This is a genomic window from Olleya marilimosa CAM030 (assembly GCF_000518485.1).
GTDB lineage: Bacteria > Bacteroidota > Bacteroidia > Flavobacteriales > Flavobacteriaceae > Olleya > Olleya marilimosa.
Window position 1 is genome coordinate 305,502 of sequence record NZ_JADR01000002.1, and the last position, 16,732, is coordinate 322,233.

19 protein-coding genes and 1 tRNA gene are annotated in these 16,732 nt (G+C 32.0%); 13 read left to right on the plus strand and 7 right to left on the minus strand.

Going from position 1 to position 16,732, the window contains the following annotated elements:
- Window positions 1-49 precede the first annotated feature (49 nt).
- From M890_RS16395 to M890_RS0105420, 7 genes are all read left to right on the plus strand, one after another.
- Window positions 50-1,267 (plus strand): POT-type proton-dependent oligopeptide transporter, encoded by a 1,218-nt coding sequence (locus M890_RS16395; RefSeq protein ID WP_051437455.1) that lies wholly within the window; start codon window positions 50-52, stop codon window positions 1,265-1,267.
- 72 nt (window positions 1,268-1,339) lie between these two features.
- A complete protein-coding gene (locus tag M890_RS0105395; protein ID WP_157243260.1) occupies window positions 1,340-1,861 on the plus strand; it encodes a hypothetical protein in 522 nt (173 codons plus the stop codon).
- A gap of 132 nt (window positions 1,862-1,993) precedes the next feature.
- Window positions 1,994-2,944 carry a hypothetical protein gene (locus M890_RS0105400; RefSeq protein ID WP_028282554.1) on the plus strand — a complete coding sequence of 317 codons (951 nt, stop codon included), beginning with the start codon at window positions 1,994-1,996 and terminating at the stop codon, window positions 2,942-2,944.
- 158 nt (window positions 2,945-3,102) lie between these two features.
- Window positions 3,103-3,546 carry a lipocalin-like domain-containing protein gene (locus M890_RS0105405; protein ID WP_028282555.1) on the plus strand — a complete coding sequence of 148 codons (444 nt, stop codon included), beginning with the start codon at window positions 3,103-3,105 and terminating at the stop codon, window positions 3,544-3,546.
- 170 nt (window positions 3,547-3,716) lie between these two features.
- Window positions 3,717-4,226, plus strand: a complete 510-nt coding sequence (locus M890_RS0105410; protein WP_028282556.1) for a GNAT family N-acetyltransferase — start codon at window positions 3,717-3,719, stop codon at window positions 4,224-4,226.
- Window positions 4,227-4,381: 155 nt separating this feature from the next.
- Window positions 4,382-4,921 (plus strand): TPM domain-containing protein, encoded by a 540-nt coding sequence (locus tag M890_RS0105415; RefSeq protein WP_028282557.1) that lies wholly within the window; start codon window positions 4,382-4,384, stop codon window positions 4,919-4,921.
- Window positions 4,922-5,043: 122 nt separating this feature from the next.
- Window positions 5,044-5,595, plus strand: coding sequence for a GRAM domain-containing protein (locus M890_RS0105420; RefSeq protein WP_028282558.1), 552 nt, complete (start codon window positions 5,044-5,046; stop codon window positions 5,593-5,595).
- Between the two features lie 108 nt (window positions 5,596-5,703).
- Here M890_RS0105420 and M890_RS0105425 read toward each other — a convergent pair whose 3' ends face one another.
- Window positions 5,704-6,816, minus strand: coding sequence for a TolB family protein (locus M890_RS0105425; RefSeq protein WP_028282559.1), 1,113 nt, complete (start codon window positions 6,814-6,816; stop codon window positions 5,704-5,706).
- A gap of 60 nt (window positions 6,817-6,876) precedes the next feature.
- On the opposite strand from M890_RS0105425, the gene M890_RS0105430 reads away from it, so the two are divergent.
- Together M890_RS0105430 and M890_RS0105435 are read left to right on the plus strand one after the other, a co-directional pair.
- Window positions 6,877-8,103, plus strand: coding sequence for a M28 family peptidase (locus M890_RS0105430; protein WP_028282560.1), 1,227 nt, complete (start codon window positions 6,877-6,879; stop codon window positions 8,101-8,103).
- On the plus strand, window positions 8,103-8,501 hold the full coding sequence (locus M890_RS0105435; RefSeq protein WP_028282561.1) for a DUF4345 domain-containing protein: 399 nt from the start codon (window positions 8,103-8,105) through the stop codon (window positions 8,499-8,501). Before M890_RS0105430 ends, M890_RS0105435 begins: the two co-directional genes overlap by 1 nt.
- Here M890_RS0105435 and M890_RS0105440 read toward each other — a convergent pair.
- The 4 genes from M890_RS0105440 to M890_RS0105455 form a co-directional block, all read right to left on the minus strand.
- Complete coding sequence (locus M890_RS0105440; protein WP_051437456.1) at window positions 8,472-8,690, minus strand: hypothetical protein; 219 nt, start codon at window positions 8,688-8,690, stop codon at window positions 8,472-8,474. The genes M890_RS0105435 and M890_RS0105440 overlap by 30 nt on opposite strands.
- Window positions 8,687-8,881: a hypothetical protein gene (locus tag M890_RS0105445; protein WP_198018199.1), complete on the minus strand. Its 195-nt coding sequence runs from the start codon at window positions 8,879-8,881 to the stop codon at window positions 8,687-8,689. Before M890_RS0105445 ends, M890_RS0105440 begins: the two co-directional genes overlap by 4 nt.
- 62 nt (window positions 8,882-8,943) lie before the next feature.
- The gene (locus M890_RS0105450) at window positions 8,944-10,335 is read right to left on the minus strand and encodes a radical SAM protein (protein WP_028282564.1); all 1,392 of its coding nucleotides are present in this window, start codon (window positions 10,333-10,335) and stop codon (window positions 8,944-8,946) included.
- A 138-nt stretch (window positions 10,336-10,473) separates the two neighbouring features.
- On the minus strand, window positions 10,474-11,223 hold the full coding sequence (locus M890_RS0105455) for a prolipoprotein diacylglyceryl transferase (RefSeq protein ID WP_028282565.1): 750 nt from the start codon (window positions 11,221-11,223) through the stop codon (window positions 10,474-10,476).
- 70 nt (window positions 11,224-11,293) lie between these two features.
- Here M890_RS0105455 and dusB point away from each other — a divergent pair, with 70 nt between their 5' ends.
- Window positions 11,294-12,289 (plus strand): tRNA dihydrouridine synthase DusB, encoded by a 996-nt coding sequence (gene dusB, locus M890_RS0105460; RefSeq protein ID WP_028282566.1) that lies wholly within the window; start codon window positions 11,294-11,296, stop codon window positions 12,287-12,289.
- Window positions 12,290-12,428: 139 nt separating this feature from the next.
- Here the strand turns inward: dusB and M890_RS0105465 are convergent, their stop codons facing one another.
- Window positions 12,429-13,634 carry an ABC transporter permease gene (locus tag M890_RS0105465; RefSeq protein WP_028282567.1) on the minus strand — a complete coding sequence of 402 codons (1,206 nt, stop codon included), beginning with the start codon at window positions 13,632-13,634 and terminating at the stop codon, window positions 12,429-12,431.
- Complete coding sequence (gene rbfA / locus M890_RS0105470) at window positions 13,635-14,030, minus strand: 30S ribosome-binding factor RbfA (RefSeq protein ID WP_028282568.1); 396 nt, start codon at window positions 14,028-14,030, stop codon at window positions 13,635-13,637. It lies immediately after the preceding gene.
- Between the two features lie 83 nt (window positions 14,031-14,113).
- On the opposite strand from rbfA, the gene mce reads away from it, so the two are divergent.
- From mce to ilvD, 3 genes are all read left to right on the plus strand, one after another.
- On the plus strand, window positions 14,114-14,515 hold the full coding sequence (mce, locus tag M890_RS0105475; protein ID WP_028282569.1) for a methylmalonyl-CoA epimerase: 402 nt from the start codon (window positions 14,114-14,116) through the stop codon (window positions 14,513-14,515).
- A 56-nt stretch (window positions 14,516-14,571) separates the two neighbouring features.
- A tRNA-Ile gene (locus M890_RS0105480) sits at window positions 14,572-14,648 on the plus strand.
- Between the two features lie 375 nt (window positions 14,649-15,023).
- A complete protein-coding gene (ilvD, locus tag M890_RS0105485; protein ID WP_028282570.1) occupies window positions 15,024-16,703 on the plus strand; it encodes a dihydroxy-acid dehydratase in 1,680 nt (559 codons plus the stop codon).
- Window positions 16,704-16,732: the final 29 nt, after the last annotated feature.

The window sequence follows — 16,732 nt, forward strand, 5'->3', positions numbered from 1 at the left end:
AGGCATTTTATTTAATTGTTGTAGGTAATTTACCAATTCAAGAAACTGAATGGAAAAAATTCAAAATCAGAAACACACAAAAGAGACTTTCTACTACTCTATTTCACGAATGTTGGAAAGAGCATCTTATTATGGTTTTCGTGCTCTTGTGGCACTTTATATGGTTGGAGAAACGCTGAAAATGGAAAGAACTGAAGCATTAACTATTTATGGCTGGCTTGTAGGTTCTTTAGTTTTTTCTCAAATCATCGGTGGAATATTAGGGGACTTGCTTATTGGAAATAAAAAATCAATAATAATTGGTGGAATCATTCAAGCAATCGGAGCATTTAATTTATGTATACCTTCAACAACTGGACTTTATTTAGGATTATTTCTTGTGGTTTTAGGTAGCGGATTTTTCACACCAAATCTTATCTCAAATTTCGGAAAATTATATTTGAATAAAACTAAACTGTTAGATTCAGGGTTTACGATATTTTATCTTGCAATAAATTTAGGTTCGTTTCTTGGTATTTTACTAATTGGTTATTTAGGAGAAACATATGGTTACAATATTGGATTTGTCATATCTGGAATACTAATGCTATTATCAATAATTCCTATGCTTCTTTCAAAAGAAAAAACATTAAAAGAAATTGAAAAAAGTGAATTCCCAATAAGTAAAAGAGTTATAAGTATTTTAATTGCATTTATTGTTGTTGGTCTATTTTGGGGCATTTACGAAATATCAAACATTCGGATTTTTGATTTACAATTACAATTCAGCGAAATATCAACTTTGGGTATTCCAAAACATTTATGGCAATCTGTCAACGCTATCTTTATTTTACCAATTAGTATAATCGCAATTGTTTTATGGACATACTTTTATAGCTCTCAATTTTTTAAATTAATGCTTGGTTTCATTTTTGGAATAATATCATTTGGAATATTGTTTTTAATTCCAGACGTTCCAACCGATAAACACACAGTAATCTATTTGGTGTCCTTACTTTTTCTTGGGATTTCAGAAATTCATATTGCACCTATAATTCATTCAATATTAACAAAATATTCAAACCCGAAATATTTAGCAATCCTAATAAGTATAGCATTTATTCCGACAAGATTATTTTCTATGATTTTTGGATTGTTTAACGATAGATTTTATGACAATCCAATGTTAGGGCTGAAATTCGGAATTATTGCAATGACAGTTATTGGAATCGGACTTATAGGATATGTATTGTGGAATAAAAAAAACTACCTACAACAACGTGTATAATTAATGGCTGGTTCTCGCCTACTTACGAAAATCCTCGCGGATTTTCTATCTGTGATTTATTTGCTAAATTAGGTGCTTAAACACGCCACTAATCATACACAAAACCGTTGTACACAATTTGAAAAAACAATGAACATTAGAATTTTAATGATATTATTTTTAGTTTTTATCAGTTGCAAAAATGTGACTGAAAATAAAACTGAAGAAGCTCAAATTGTAGTTAATTCGACTGGATTGGAAATTAAAACTATCGAAAAACAAAAGGAATATTCAATTAGTAATGGAATTTGGATAAGCACCATAGATTCTTTATCGACTGTTGAGATTAAAGAGAATAAGTGGATATTTAAATATGAAAACGAGAAAACTGAATTAGATGACAATTATGTTTATCTGATTACTGAAAGTGTTTTTGATAATGAAAATTCTATTATTGATGGTGGTTTAATCCTAACCAATGAATCTGATACTTTGAAATACGGAATTGATTACATTTCTGATAAAAATATGACTCTGATTTATTTACCAAGAGGAAATTTTCATCACTATGTAAAAAAAAGAATAAAAACGTTGTACAACAACGTGTATAATTAATTGCTTTGGTCGTTGCTTATTTGGAAAATTCCTTCGGAATTTTCTCGCGCTCGTTTTTGTTTACTAAATTAGTTGCTTAAACACGCCACTAATCATACACAAACACGTTATACCTCATTTGAAAAAAACTGAATGAAAAAAATTGAAACCCAGAGACATCCATTAAAATTCTACGCAACAATAGTATTTGGTTTCCTTTTTTTATTTGCTTTAGGATCATTTACGATTTTCATTGGCTTGGAAAATGAAGCAAGTGACCAATCTAAACACAAACATATCGTTTTGCCAATTATGGGTAGTATTGTTTGTTTTTTAGCGATTTGGATGGTCTATTCATATTGGAAAAACTCACCGAAAATCATTATTGACAAGACTAATGTGAAAATTGGAAATGAAACTTTTAGATTAAACAGTATCAAAGATGTAATACTAACAGGTAAAATGCCTTTTCGCTTCATAATAAATTTTCCAATGGAAGGAACAGCAATTTTATTTGACAATGGTAGAGAAAAGATTTTGTTTGATGATATGTATTCAAATAGTTACGAAGTGAAATCATTTCTTGAACAAGTTATAATCAACAAACAAGAATTTAAAACCAACACAATAAAGAAAATTAACAAAAACGAACTTCGATTTGAAAACACAGAAAAATTTATAGGAAATCAGTTTACAAGTTTAAGAGGGATTTCACTTTGGGGATTAATAGGATTTTTTACTATTCTAATCATAGGCAAAGAAACAAGTATGAAATTAGGTGGTGTAATATTTTTTAGTCTTTTAGGTGCTTTTTGGTTTTTATTACATTATTGGTTAATGCATTATTTTGAACTGACAAGAAAATTCTTAATCGTTCGCAACCATATTTTTATTTGGAAAATGAAGATTTATGATTTATCAGATATAAAAGAAGTTGTATTCGAAACCCAAGGTAATCAACCAAACTGTATGAGAATTATAACAAATAATTTTAAAAATAAACTTTATCCAGCAGGAACATTAAGAAACAAAACTTGGTTGGAAATGAAAAAGAGATTAGAAACAAGAGGAGTGAAAGTAAGAAATGAATGTATTTACGAATAAATAACGTTGTACAACAACGTGTATAATTTATTGCTTGGTTCGAGCCTACTTACTAAAATCCTCGCGTATTTTCTATTCGGTTTTTATTTGCTAACTTACATGCTAAACCACGCAACAAACCATATACAAACCGTTGTACCTCATTTGAAAACTGAACTATGAAAAATAATTTTATCTTAATTTTATTATCAGCACTGCTAATATCTTGTGGTAATGATGATTCATCTGACTTAAACGAAATAATAAGTATAGTTGGTCAGTGGGAAATAACACAACGGACTATTGATGGAAATGAAAATTCTCTAGGAGAATGTGAACCATTCAGTATTTACACATATAACGAGAATGGAACTTATTCTGAATTACATTACGCTGCAGATGTTAATACAGAATGTTTAGATAACCCAAGTATTGAATTTAATGGAACTTGGCAAAAAAATAGTGGAACAAGTTATACTTTTACAAACTCTAATAACGAAACTTCACAATTTCTAATTGAATTTGATTCCAATAACACTTTTACAAAAACATTTTCCGCATCATCAAACCCAAATGACCCAATTGTTCAAACTATAGCCGAAAAATATACAAGAATAGATTAAAAACCGTTTTACAGCAACGTATGTAATCAATTGCTTGGATATCGTCTACTTTTAAATTCCTTCGGAATTTTCTAGGTTAGTATTTGTTTACTAAATTAGTTATTGTAACATCTAGCAAACCATACACAACAACGTTAGCAGTCAGCTAAAAAACCAACGTAAACAAAAAAATGAAAGCAGTTGAGTATATAGAAACGGAAAGAACTATTATGCGTAAACTGACAAAAGAAGATGCTATTGATTTCTACACTTTAAATCTTGACGAAGAAGTATTAAAATTTACAGGAGATAAGCCATTTAAAAATATACAGACTGCTGTTGACTTTTTGACTAACTATGACCAATATGAAAAGTACGGAGTTGGACGACTTGCTGTTATTGACAAAACAACTTTAAAATTTATTGGTTGGTGCGGACTTAAATATAGTCAAGACAAAAACCAATATGATATTGGATTTAGATTTTACAGAAATTATTGGAATAAAGGCTATGCGACTGAAACCGCAAAAAAATGTCTTGATTTTGGGTTTAGCAAACTTAAAATTGAAAAAATAGTTGGTAGAGTAATGAAAGAAAATATTGGATCAATTAAAGTTCTTGAGAAAATTGGAATGACATTTAAAGAAAATTTTGACTTTGATGGACAGCAAGGAGTAATTTACGAACTAATAAGAAGATAAATAAAGCCAGTTGCCAATAACACATAAAATTAATTGCTAAGTAAGAGCCAACTTACTAAATACTCGCTTACTTTCTATCTGTGATTTATTTGCTAACTTTAGTACTTAAATACGTAATAAAACCAGATAAAATCACGTTGCCAATAATACGAAAAATGAAAATCGGTACTAAAATATTAATCCTTTTCTTGACCTTCAATTTTCTTTCATGCAAAGGAATTTCTCAAGAAACGGAAACTGAAAAAACAAGAACAGAAATTCATTTTTCTGACACAGAAAAAAGCTCTATTCCAAAACCAATAGGAATTATAAATGATTACGGACAAATTTTCACGGAATTACAACGCACTGAATTATCCAAAATTCTGTATGATTACGATATTGAAACGTCAAGACAAATTGTGGTCGTTACAGTTGACAGTATAAAACCATATAACGACATCCAAAAATTTGCAACAGATTTAGGACAAACTTGGGGAGTTGGAACAGCCGAAAAAAATAACGGTTTAACAATAGTTGTGTGTAAGCCTTGTAGACAAATCGGAATTGCAACAGGAACTGGAACTGAATTGATTTTGACTAGTGAAATTTGCAAAAAAATAATTGAAGAAAAAATTATACCTGATTTTAAAAATGGAGAATTTTATAACGGAATTAAAATAGGCGTTATAGAATTAATAGAAAAGTGGAAATAAGTACAATTAGCAACACCATGTATAATTTATTGTTAGTGCTTGCCTATTTACTATAATCCTCAAAGATTTTCTATTCAGTTTGTATTTATTAAATTAGGTCTTTAACCACAAAACAGTCCATCATGGAAATAGGAACAAAATTAATTAAAATCAATTGGAAATATCGAGTGCTATTTGCAATAGGTACAGGTCTATTATACGCTTTTATACTCTGGCTTTTTGATTATTTTTCCGATGAAAAAATTTACACAACTAACAGCATTATTTTTCAAGGTGTTTTCTTTGGTTTATTTTTTGGTATCGGATTTCCGTATATAAATCAAAAGCTTGCTGGCAAGTTTTCTAATAAAATAGGACATTTAATTAAACCTGATTTATCACCAGACGAAACTGTTGAAGTAGAAGGTCCTGCTAATTTATTTCGTGGTATGGAAGGTGTAGGCGGAAAAATATTTTTAACTAATAAAAAGTTAATCTTTAAATCGCACAAAATTAATATCCAAACAGGACAAACAGATATTGCCTATGCTGATATTAATCAAATTATAAAACGTAAAACAGCAAAACTAATCGATAACGGAATTAGGATAATTACTAAAGACGGTAAGCAATTTGATTTTGTAGTTAATGAACGTGCAGTATGGTTGGACCACATTAACAATCACCTAAAATAAGATTTTAAGACATTTTAAATTGCCAATAATGTAAATGTGTACAACCTACATTATTAGTGCCTAAAATCACCTTAAAAATTAGTTTAAAACCGTTTTAAACAAAGTAGATTAATCTACCCATTCTGCAATAAACAAATTAGTATCGCGTCCACCACCATTATTTCGGTTAGACGAAAATGCTAACTTTTTACCATCGTTAGAAAACACCGGAAACGCATCAAAAGTTTCACTATGTGTCACACGTTCTAGGTTTTTACCATCAATATCAATTAAGTATAAATTAAACGGAAAACCACGTTCTGCTTCAAAGTTAGAAGAGAATAATACCTTTTTACCACTTGGGTGAAAAAACGGACTCCAATTGGCGTTTCCTAAATCTGTTAATTGGCGTAAATTACTACCATCTGCATTACAAATGTAAAGTTCCATATCTGTTGGTTCTACTAAACCTTCAGCTAATAAATCTTTATAGTCTTTAATTTCTTGTTCTGTTTTTGGTCTAGACGATCGGAAAATAATTTTTGTTCCATCAGGAGAGAAAAACGCACCTCCATCATAACCTAATTCATCTGTAATTTGTTTTACATCACTACCATCCAAATTCATGGTGTATAACTCTAAATCGCCACTTCTAGTAGATGTAAATACAATTTTATCTCCTTTTGGAGATACCGTTGGCTCAGCATCATAACCAACCTCATTGGTCAATTGCTTAACAATATTACCTTCTAAATCTGCTACAAAAATGTCAAATGTATCATAAACAGGCCAAATGTATTTTCCGTTTTTACGTAAAGGTGTATCTGGACAATCTTTGTCTGCTAAATGTGTTGACGCATAAATAATATGTTTATTATCTGGCATAAAGTAAGAGCATGTAGTACGTCCCATTCCTGTACTTACCATTGGTGGTGCAATACTATCAAAGGTTTGATTGGCGTCCATTAAAAACATTTGGTCACAACCAACATTCCATTTTTTGTAATTAGATTGAAACACTAATTTACTATCATCAAAACTCCAATAGGCTTCGGCATTATCTCCTCCAAAAGTCACTTGGCGTAAATTTTTAAAATGAGTTTCTTCTGGATAAATCAAAGGGTTTTTTACTTCAGTAACTTCAGGTTTTACAGTGGTATTAGTAACGTCAGTTTTAGTCTCATTTTTACAAGAAAAAAGAACAGCAGTAACTAGTAAAATTCCGAATAAGCGTGTTTTCATAATAGGTTTTATTAAATGGCTTTAATTGCCTAATTTTGAGTAAAATTAATACTTCTTATCATGAAATTAATAAAACTACTTGTTTTTTTACTTGTTTTTACCTCATGTAAACACGAAATTATTAAAGAAATAACCATTCAAGAGGATGTCCAGTTTTTAGCTGATGATGCTTTGGAAGGTCGTCAAACAGGTACTATTGGCGAGCAAAAAGCTGCAAAATACATTGCAGAGCGTTTTAAAAATTTAGGCTTAACACCAAAAGGAACCGATGGTTATTTTCAGGCGTTTTCGTTTAAACCAAAAACAGATCCACATCAAGAAGTAAAGTATAATGTAAAAGATGGTGACAGTACAATTACTGGTACAAACGTGCTTGGTTTTATTGATAACAAAGCCCAGAACACTGTAATTATTGGCGCACATTATGACCACTTAGGTTATGGTGCAGAAGGAAGTTTATTTAGAGGCGAAAAAAAAGAAATCCATAATGGAGCAGATGACAACGCAAGTGGAGTAGCAGTACTACTAAATTTAGCACAAAAGCTAAAGGCTAAAAACAAAAATAATAATTATTTATTTATCACATTTTCTGGCGAAGAAATGGGCTTATTAGGCTCTAATTATTACACAAAAAATCCAACAATAGATAACAAAAAAGCCAATTATATGATTAACATGGATATGGTTGGTCGTTTAAAAGCAGACAGTACATTGGCAGTTTATGGTGTTGGTACGTCACCAATTTTTAAGCAAACCTTACAAGCGCATAATAACCGTTTTAAGTTGGTACAAAAAGAGTCTGGAGTTGGACCAAGTGATCATACTAGTTTTTATAATTCTGACATACCTGTATTGCACTTTTTTACAGGTCAGCATGAAGATTACCACAAACCATCTGATGATACAGAGCGTTTACATTTTAATGGTATGCAAATCATTTCTAATTACATTTTTGAAATCATTACAGATTTAGATAATAACGGAAAACTACCTTTTAGAAAAACAAAAAATGAAAGCGAAGAAGTGCCTCGATTTAAAGTAGGACTTGGTGTAATACCAGATTATTTATTTGACGGAAAAGGCATGCGTATTGATGGTATTAGCGAAGACAAACCAGCACAAAAAGCAGGCCTACAAAAAGGTGATATAGTTGTTAAACTTGGTGATAGTACTGTTTTTGATATGATGAGTTATATGAAAGTTTTAGCAACCTTTAAAGCAGGTGATAAAACTAATGTTACAATAGATAGACAAGGGAAAATGGTTGATGCTGTAATCCAGTTTTAATGCAATTAACAAACAAGGACATAATAACAAAAATACACTTAATCATATCTGTGTGTATTGTTGTTCCTGTGTCCTTTTTTTATGGTTTTAATCAAAGCTCTCAGTTCGATATTCATTTAGACACTATTGACGAGCATAATTTTTTCAAAGCCATTATGGGTCTGTATTTAGGGTTTTCTATCCTCTGGATTTTAGGCGTTTTTAAAGCCAATTATCTTAAAATAGCATTAGTAACCAATATGATATTTATGCTGGGTTTAGGTTTTGGAAGGATGCTAAGTATGATATTAGATGGTGTGCCAACCTTTGGTTATCAATTCGGGACTTTTGCAGAGTTATTTTTAGGGTTTTATGGATTGTGGGTATTGCTAAGCCATCATACTACCACAAATACCTAAACTAACTATTACATAAACAGCAGCTAGTATAAATAATACTTTAGCTGCTTTTTTGTTTTTTTTAAGTAAAGCAAAACCAATAATAGCTAATAAAATAGCTGGTCCAAACATAATAGCAGCAAAAAATAAGACTATTCCGTCGTAATTTCCACCTCCTCCAGTAGCTTCTATTAAAAAAAATGTATTCATAAAATTCCGCAATAGCCTAAGCTAATTAATACATAAATAGCAGTTAAAATACCAATAACTTTAGCTGTTTTTCGCTTTTTGTTTCTTAAAGATAACGCAATAATTGTTGCAATTATTGGAACACCATAAAAGATAAAAAGCAGCAGTAATATAGTACTTCCGCTAATATTCAAAATCATTACTTGAAGCATATTTTATTTTTTATGATTAAAAATAGTAGTAGTATAACTCTATTTTTATTTGTACTTAGTAATTACATCTGGTTTCTAAGTTGTTCTAAGCGTGCTTTTTTATCATCACGATAAAACAAATTCATGGTTTCAAAAGGGATAATTTTATTGTCTTTATCTACAATATGCACACACGATTTTTTAATAGCTCTAACATCAAAGTTATAAGCATCAATAAACTGCATAACAATCACTCTAAATAAATTATCATACCCTAACTCTGGAGCATCAATATTAGGCAAGCAACACATGATAGATTTTAGGTTTTCTTCTGCTACCTCAACCGAGTTTCCTGTGCTAAATAACTCTATCATTTTACCTTGCAGTGCTTCATCTTGCTCGTAAATAATAGTGTTTTTGCTATTATCTAATAAATCGTTTGGATTAATATAACGCGTTAACGGAAACACTTCATCGCCTAGTTTAAGTGCGTAACCCATAACCAGAGCATCAGGATTACAAGGTACAGGAAGTAAATCGTCCGCATTAAAAATAGTGGTTTGTTCCATTATTTTTCGACGTACCTCAGTAATGGTCATCCGATCCGTTTCTGGATTAAAATTATCTAATCGACCAGCAATTTGAGTTGGTTGTAAGGTCACACCTCTAACACATTTTTGTTTTAAAGCGTAGTCAATAATTTTACCAATTTCGCCATCATTTAATCCCTTTTGTAGTGTGACCACTAAAGTTGTTGATAGGTTTAATTTGTTTAGGTTTTCAATAGCCTGTTTACGGATATCATTTAAATCGGCACCACGAAGCTCGCGCAGCACACTGTTTTCAAACGAATCAAATTGTAAATAAATTTCAAAGTCAGGAGCGTAGGTTTTTAGTCTTTCCGCGAAAGCAAAATCTTTAGCAATTTTAATCCCATTAGTATTCAACATTAAATGCCTAATCGGTAACGTTTTAGCATAGTCCATAATTTCCCAAAACTGAGGATGTATTGTTGGCTCTCCACCAGAAATTTGCACTACATCAGGTTCCTTTTCGTTTCTAACAATAGTATCCAACATAGCTTTAACCTCTTCTAAAGTACGATGCCTTCCATATGTCGGAGACGATCCTGCATAACAAGTTGGACACGTTAAATTACAACGATCCGTCACCTCAACAACCGTCAAACAACTGTGCTGCTCGTGGTCTGGACACAAACCACAATCGTAAGGACAACCATAATCCGTTTTAGTATTAAAAGTATAAGGTGTTTCGCTAGGCTTATTGTAGTTGCGTATGTTTTTATAATACTCAATATCATCAGCAATTAACACCTTGCTATTGCCATGTTCCTTGCAACGTTTTAACATGTAAACATTATCATTTTCAAAGACAATTTTAGCATCCACACGTTTTAAACACTCGGGACACAAGCTTAATGTAAAGTCGTAATAGGTATAATTTCTAACTGGCATTTTCTGTAATTTATGTTATTTGAGCGTTACCACAAGGGTCGCGCTATCCACTAAATCTTTTTTACTTGTTTTCGATACATTTTGCTCATGCTTCACAAAACACTCAAACTGACGTAAAAAAGGATACCGTTTCTATCGCTAACGCTGGTGTTTGCTAAGTAAAAGACTAGCAATAAACTTGCTGTAATACAACCAACAAATTACACATAATATTTGGATACTACTTAAACCAATAGTATAAAATACATTAGGTTTTAAAAACTCGATACAAAACCTAAAGCCAAAATAACTGAGCATAAAAATCTTAAACAAATCTCCGTTTTTTAACTGTAATCTATTGTTTACAGTTTTTAAAGCTATAAATAAAAAGATTAAAAAAAACAGTTCATATAAAGACGTTGGATGTCGCAGTAAGCCATCACCTAAATCCATTCCAAAAGCAGAAGTAGTGACCTTACCATAAGTAAACTCGTTAATACCAGATAAAAAACAACCAACACGACCAATAAAAATTCCTAAAATTATAGGGAAGACAAATAAATCTCCAGACGATTGCTTTTCGTTAATTATTTTCTTAGCCAATTCCACACCAAGTAAACCGCCAAATAAACCACCCATTATGGTTTTTGTGTTTAGTAATGTAATGGCATTTTTTAATGTAAATTCAATTAAAGGATTTTCCAAAAATCCAACCAATCTTGAGCCAACTAAAGCACCTAAAGCTGCACCTAAAATAATAGAGAGTCGGTTATTGGTGTTAATAATATCTGTATTGCGTCTTCTTAAAAACACATAATATCTATACGCTATAAAAAAGGCGAGATATTCTAATATAAGGTGAATATTTATGTTAACGCCAAAAAGCTCAGGGTTGAAGGGTAGGTCCAAATAATGATAGATTATTAGTTAAATATACACAATTACCTAAAAAACACTAATTTTGCACCAAAATTGTATCGTGGTAAAAATAGGTAATATAGAACTTCCAGACTTCCCGTTGTTGTTAGCACCAATGGAAGATGTGTCAGATCCACCATTTAGAGCGTTGTGTAAAGAGCAAGGAGCAGATGTGGTGTATACAGAGTTTGTAAGTAGCGAAGGTTTAATACGTAATGCAGCAAAAAGCGTTATGAAATTAGATATTTACGAAAAAGAACGTCCTGTAGGTATCCAAATCTTTGGAGCTAATTTGGATAGTATGTTACAAACCATTGATATAGTAGCAGAGTCTAAACCAGATATTATTGACATCAATTTTGGTTGTCCTGTTAAAAAGGTTGTTAGTAAAGGTGCAGGAGCAGGAATCTTAAAAGATGTCTGCTTAATGGAACAACTAACTGCAGAGATGGTTAAACGTACCAATATTCCAATTACTGTAAAAACACGTTTAGGTTGGGATCACGATTCTATTAGAATTGTTGAGGTGGCAGAACGACTTCAAGATGTAGGTTGTAAAGCTATTGCAATACATGGTCGTACCAGAGCACAAATGTATAAAGGTGAAGCAGACTGGAAACCAATTGCACAGGTAAAAAATAATCCACGTATGCATATTCCTGTTTTTGGAAATGGTGATGTCGATACACCAGAAAAAGCAATGTTAATGCGTGATCAATTTGGTTTAGATGGTTGTATGATTGGTCGTGCAACCATTGGTAATCCTTGGTTTTTTAAACAAGTAAAACACTTTTTTGAAACAGGAGCGCATTATAGACCAATTACTATGCAGGAGCGTGTGGAAGCAGCTAGAAGACACTTACAAATGTCTATAGATTGGAAAGGAGAAATCCTTGGTGTTTTTGAAACAAGACGTCATTATACAAACTACTTTAAAGGTATTCCGCATTTTAAAGAGCATCGTATGAAAATGGTAACTAGTGATGCATCTAAAGATGTATTTGCTGCTTTTGATGAGGTTTTAGAAAAGTTTGGTGACTTTGAGTTTACTGAGTAGTGAGCAAAATACTTAGTTAAGCAAAGCGCAACTATATACAACAATAAGCGCAAGAAGGATGAAGCAATATGTCTGAGCTCCTCGAAGAGAGCGAGTTGCGCGAGCCTGTTTGCCTGTTAAGGCAACTTGTCCAAATATTTTAATTAGTTTTTACTAAATCGCGTGTGATACGTGAGGCTGCTATTTTTGAAGCTATTATCCCTAAAACTGAAATAGTAAGCATTACTATTACAAAGTTTTTAAAATGAATGGCTACAGGATAAGGTAAGCTTGGTGTAATCATTATTAAGTCAAAGCTAGCTTGTAATTGTACGATTGCGTAACCTATAACTAATCCTAAAAAACCTCCAATAACAGTCATTAAAACGCCTTGATAAAAAAAGATGTTTCTTATGTCTTTTACTGTTGCTCCTATATTATATAATGTACTTAGGGTTTTCTTTTTATCCAAAATCATCATGATAATGGAGCCTATAACGTTAAATAATGCAATAATTAATACTAAAGTAAAGATTAGATAGACTGCTAAATTCTCTGTGTTTAGCATTTTGTATATCGCATCGTTTAATTGATCTTTATTTTTAATAATGACGTTTTGACCGATTATAGTTTTAATTTTATCTTTAACAGCGTCCTCATCTGCATCTTCTGTTAATTTAAATTCTAAGCTGGTAATTTGATTGGGTTGGTAATTTAATAATTGACGTGCAGTATCAATAGATGCAAAAATGTACTTATTGTTAAGTTCTTCGTTAATATCATAAATACCTACATTTATGGTGTTTACTTGGTTTAGTGCTTGGTTTTGAGAGGTGATTTGACCTTTTCCTGGTTTTGGAACAGATAAGGTGACTGTTTTACTGTAATCGTTTACAAATACAGATAATCTATTAGATATTGCCCAACCAACAACTATTTGTGGTGTGTCTTGGTACAGCCAATTACCATAAGGTATAACAGAGTCTATAGCTGTTATTTTGTTATAATTGTTGTCTACACCTTTGATGTAAGCTGGATGGTTATTACCATCTGACGAAGCAATAATACGCTCTTCTATTATTCTAGAAAAGTTGGCAATACCATCTATAGCGTGTAATTGTTTATTCTGACTATCGTTTAAAGTAAAAGATTTACCAATAGTAGTTTCAGCTTTCAGATCAGGATCAATAATACTTGAAAATTCTAGCGTAAAATCCCTTAAACCAGCAAAACCTGATAATACAATAAACAATGAAGCAGCACCTAAAACAATACCTACAATAGCAATTATTGTAATAAAGTTAATAGCATTATTACTGCTTTTACTGCGTATGTAGCGTTTTGCTATGTATAAAGAAAAATTCAATTAACCTTTACTGCGTTTATCTAATAAATCCGGATTTTGAATTGGATTATCTTCACCCTTAAGTGATTTTTCAATTTTATCAATGTGCTCTAAACTGTCATCAACATAAAACTCTAATACAGGCATTCTGCGTAGTTGGTTTTTTGTACGTTGTGCCAATTCATGTCTAATCATTGGTTTATTAGCTCTAATTCCTTCTAAAAGCTCTTTAGCTTTATTGTTAGGAAATATGCTTAAATATACTTTAGCATCTGTTAAATCGGCAGTTACTCTAACTTTAGATACAGATATAATTATACCTCTCATTCCACCTTGTGTAGCAGCTCCTTGAAGGATATCTACTAAATCACGTTGTAAAACCGAAGCTATTTTTTTTTGTCTTTGACTTTCTTCCATAGTGCAAAAATAGTTGTTATTACAAGAATATATTACTTTTAAGCCATAATTAAGCAAATATTATACCCTAAAATACATAAAAAATGAAAAAGATAGAACATATTGGTATAGCTGTTAAAAATTTAGAAGAATCTAACGCGCTTTTTGCGAAGCTTTTTGGCAAATCGCATTACAAAATAGAAGCTGTAGAGAGTGAAGGTGTAAACACTTCTTTTTTTAAAGTAGGTCCAAACAAGATAGAATTATTGGAAGCAACCAAGCCAGAAAGTCCAATTGCTAAGTTTTTAGAGAAAAAAGGAGAAGGGATTCATCACATTGCATTTGCAGTTGAGGATATAAAATCAGAAATTTTAAGATTAAAATCTGAAGGGTTTATAGTCCTTAATGAAACACCTAAAAAAGGGGCAGACAACAAGTTAGTCGCTTTTTTACACCCTAAATCATCAAACGGTGTGTTAATAGAGTTATGTCAAGACATCAAGTAATTAAAAAAAGGTTTGCAAGATTTTAAAAATAGTAGTAATATTGCAATCCGATTTCGGGTCCTATAACTCAGCTGGTTAGAGTATCTGACTCATAATCAGAAAGTCCCTGGTTCGAGCCCAGGTGGGACCACCATCAAAACCGATTCATTAATTTGAATCGGTTTTTTTGTTTAACAAATTAGGATAGTAAAAATAAAATTCTAATATTTGACCTTACAATGAGCAAACAAGTCATTATTATCATTTCTATTATTAGCATCGTGATTATTTCACGAAGCCAAGGAATGCTATGATGAATTTAAACATATAATTTATTTAAAGCCTTCCTTTTTCGGAAGGCTTTTTTTGTATAAAATATTATAGTATTGAGTATCATATAAATTAGCAGTTAAACAGTTGATAATCAATATTTTATTAAGTATTTTGCAGTATTGAGTTTAACTTGAAGTAAATAACAGTAATAGTCAAATAAAAGCAAATAAGTAATTTAGATTTAGTAGACATAAACATGAAACAACTAAACAAATACAGTAAAACAGTTACACAAGATCCAACACAACCAGCAGCACAAGCCATGTTGCATGCTATCGGGTTAACCAAAGAAGATTTTTTTAAACCTATTGTAGGTATAGCAAGTACAGGTTACGAAGGTAATCCATGTAATATGCACCTCAATGATTTAGCAAAATTGGTTAAAGAGGGTACAAAAAATGAAGACGTAGTCGGATTAATTTTTAATACTATTGGCGTAAGTGACGGAATTTCTATGGGAACTCCAGGTATGCGTTACTCATTACCATCTCGAGATATTATTGCAGATTCTATGGAAACTGTTGTGCAGGCTATGAGTTATGATGGTTTGATTACAGTTGTTGGATGCGACAAAAATATGCCAGGAGCCTTAATGGCAATGATTAGGTTAAACCGTCCAAGTATTTTAGTGTATGGAGGAACCATTGATTCTGGTTGCCATAACGGAAAAAAACTAGACGTGGTTTCTGCTTTTGAAGCTTGGGGAAGTAAAGTTGCTGGAACCATGGAAGAAACCGAATACCAAAACATTGTAGAAAAAGCATGTCCAGGAGCAGGAGCTTGTGGTGGTATGTATACCGCAAATACTATGGCTTCTGCAATTGAAGCTTTAGGGATGACTTTACCATTTAACTCATCTAATCCAGCATTAAGTGATGCTAAAAAAGAAGAGTCTGTTAAAGCAGGTGAAGCCATGCGTGTGTTGTTAGAAAACGACATTAAGCCTTCAGATATTATTACGCGTAAATCTCTAGAAAACGCTGTAAGATTAGTCACTATTTTAGGAGGTTCTACAAATGCAGTACTTCATTTTTTAGCAATTGCAAGAGCAGCAGATATCGATTTCACTTTAAAAGATTTTCAAGATATAAGCGATAATACACCATTTTTAGCCGACTTAAAACCTAGCGGAAAATATCTAATGGAAGATGTTCACGCTGTTGGCGGAATTCCTGCTGTTCTAAAATATTTATTGAAAAAAGGATTAATTCATGGCGATTGTTTAACCGTTACAGGAAAAACAATTGCAGAGAATTTATTGGATGTTGCAGATTTAACTGAAGGTCAAGATGTAATAAAGCCAATTGAAGAGCCAATAAAAATTTCAGGTCACTTAAGAATGCTTTATGGGAATTTGGCAACCGAAGGAAGTGTTGCTAAAATTACAGGAAAAGAAGGTTTAAAGTTTATTGGTAAAGCAAAAGTGTTTGAAGGAGAATATGCTGCAAATGATGGCATACGTGATGGATTAGTAGAAAAAGGAGATGTTGTCGTAATCCGTTATGAAGGTCCAAAAGGCGGACCAGGAATGCCAGAAATGCTAAAGCCAACTGCTGCAATAATGGGAGCAGGTTTAGGTAAAGATGTGGCATTAATTACAGACGGTCGCTTCTCTGGAGGAACGCATGGTTTTGTAGTTGGGCACATTACTCCAGAAGCTCAAGAAGGTGGTAATATAGCCTTAGTAAAAGATGGCGATATGATTACCATTGATGCCGAAACAAACTCCATTGTTTTGGAGGTTTCAGAAGAAGAATTGCAAAAAAGAAGACAGGACTGGAAAGCACCAGATTTAAAATTTAAACGAGGTGTGTTATACAAATATGCTAAAACCGTATCGTCTGCCTCAAAAGGATGTGTTACTGACGAGTTTTAAATAAATAATAATTATCCTAAGCAGATTAA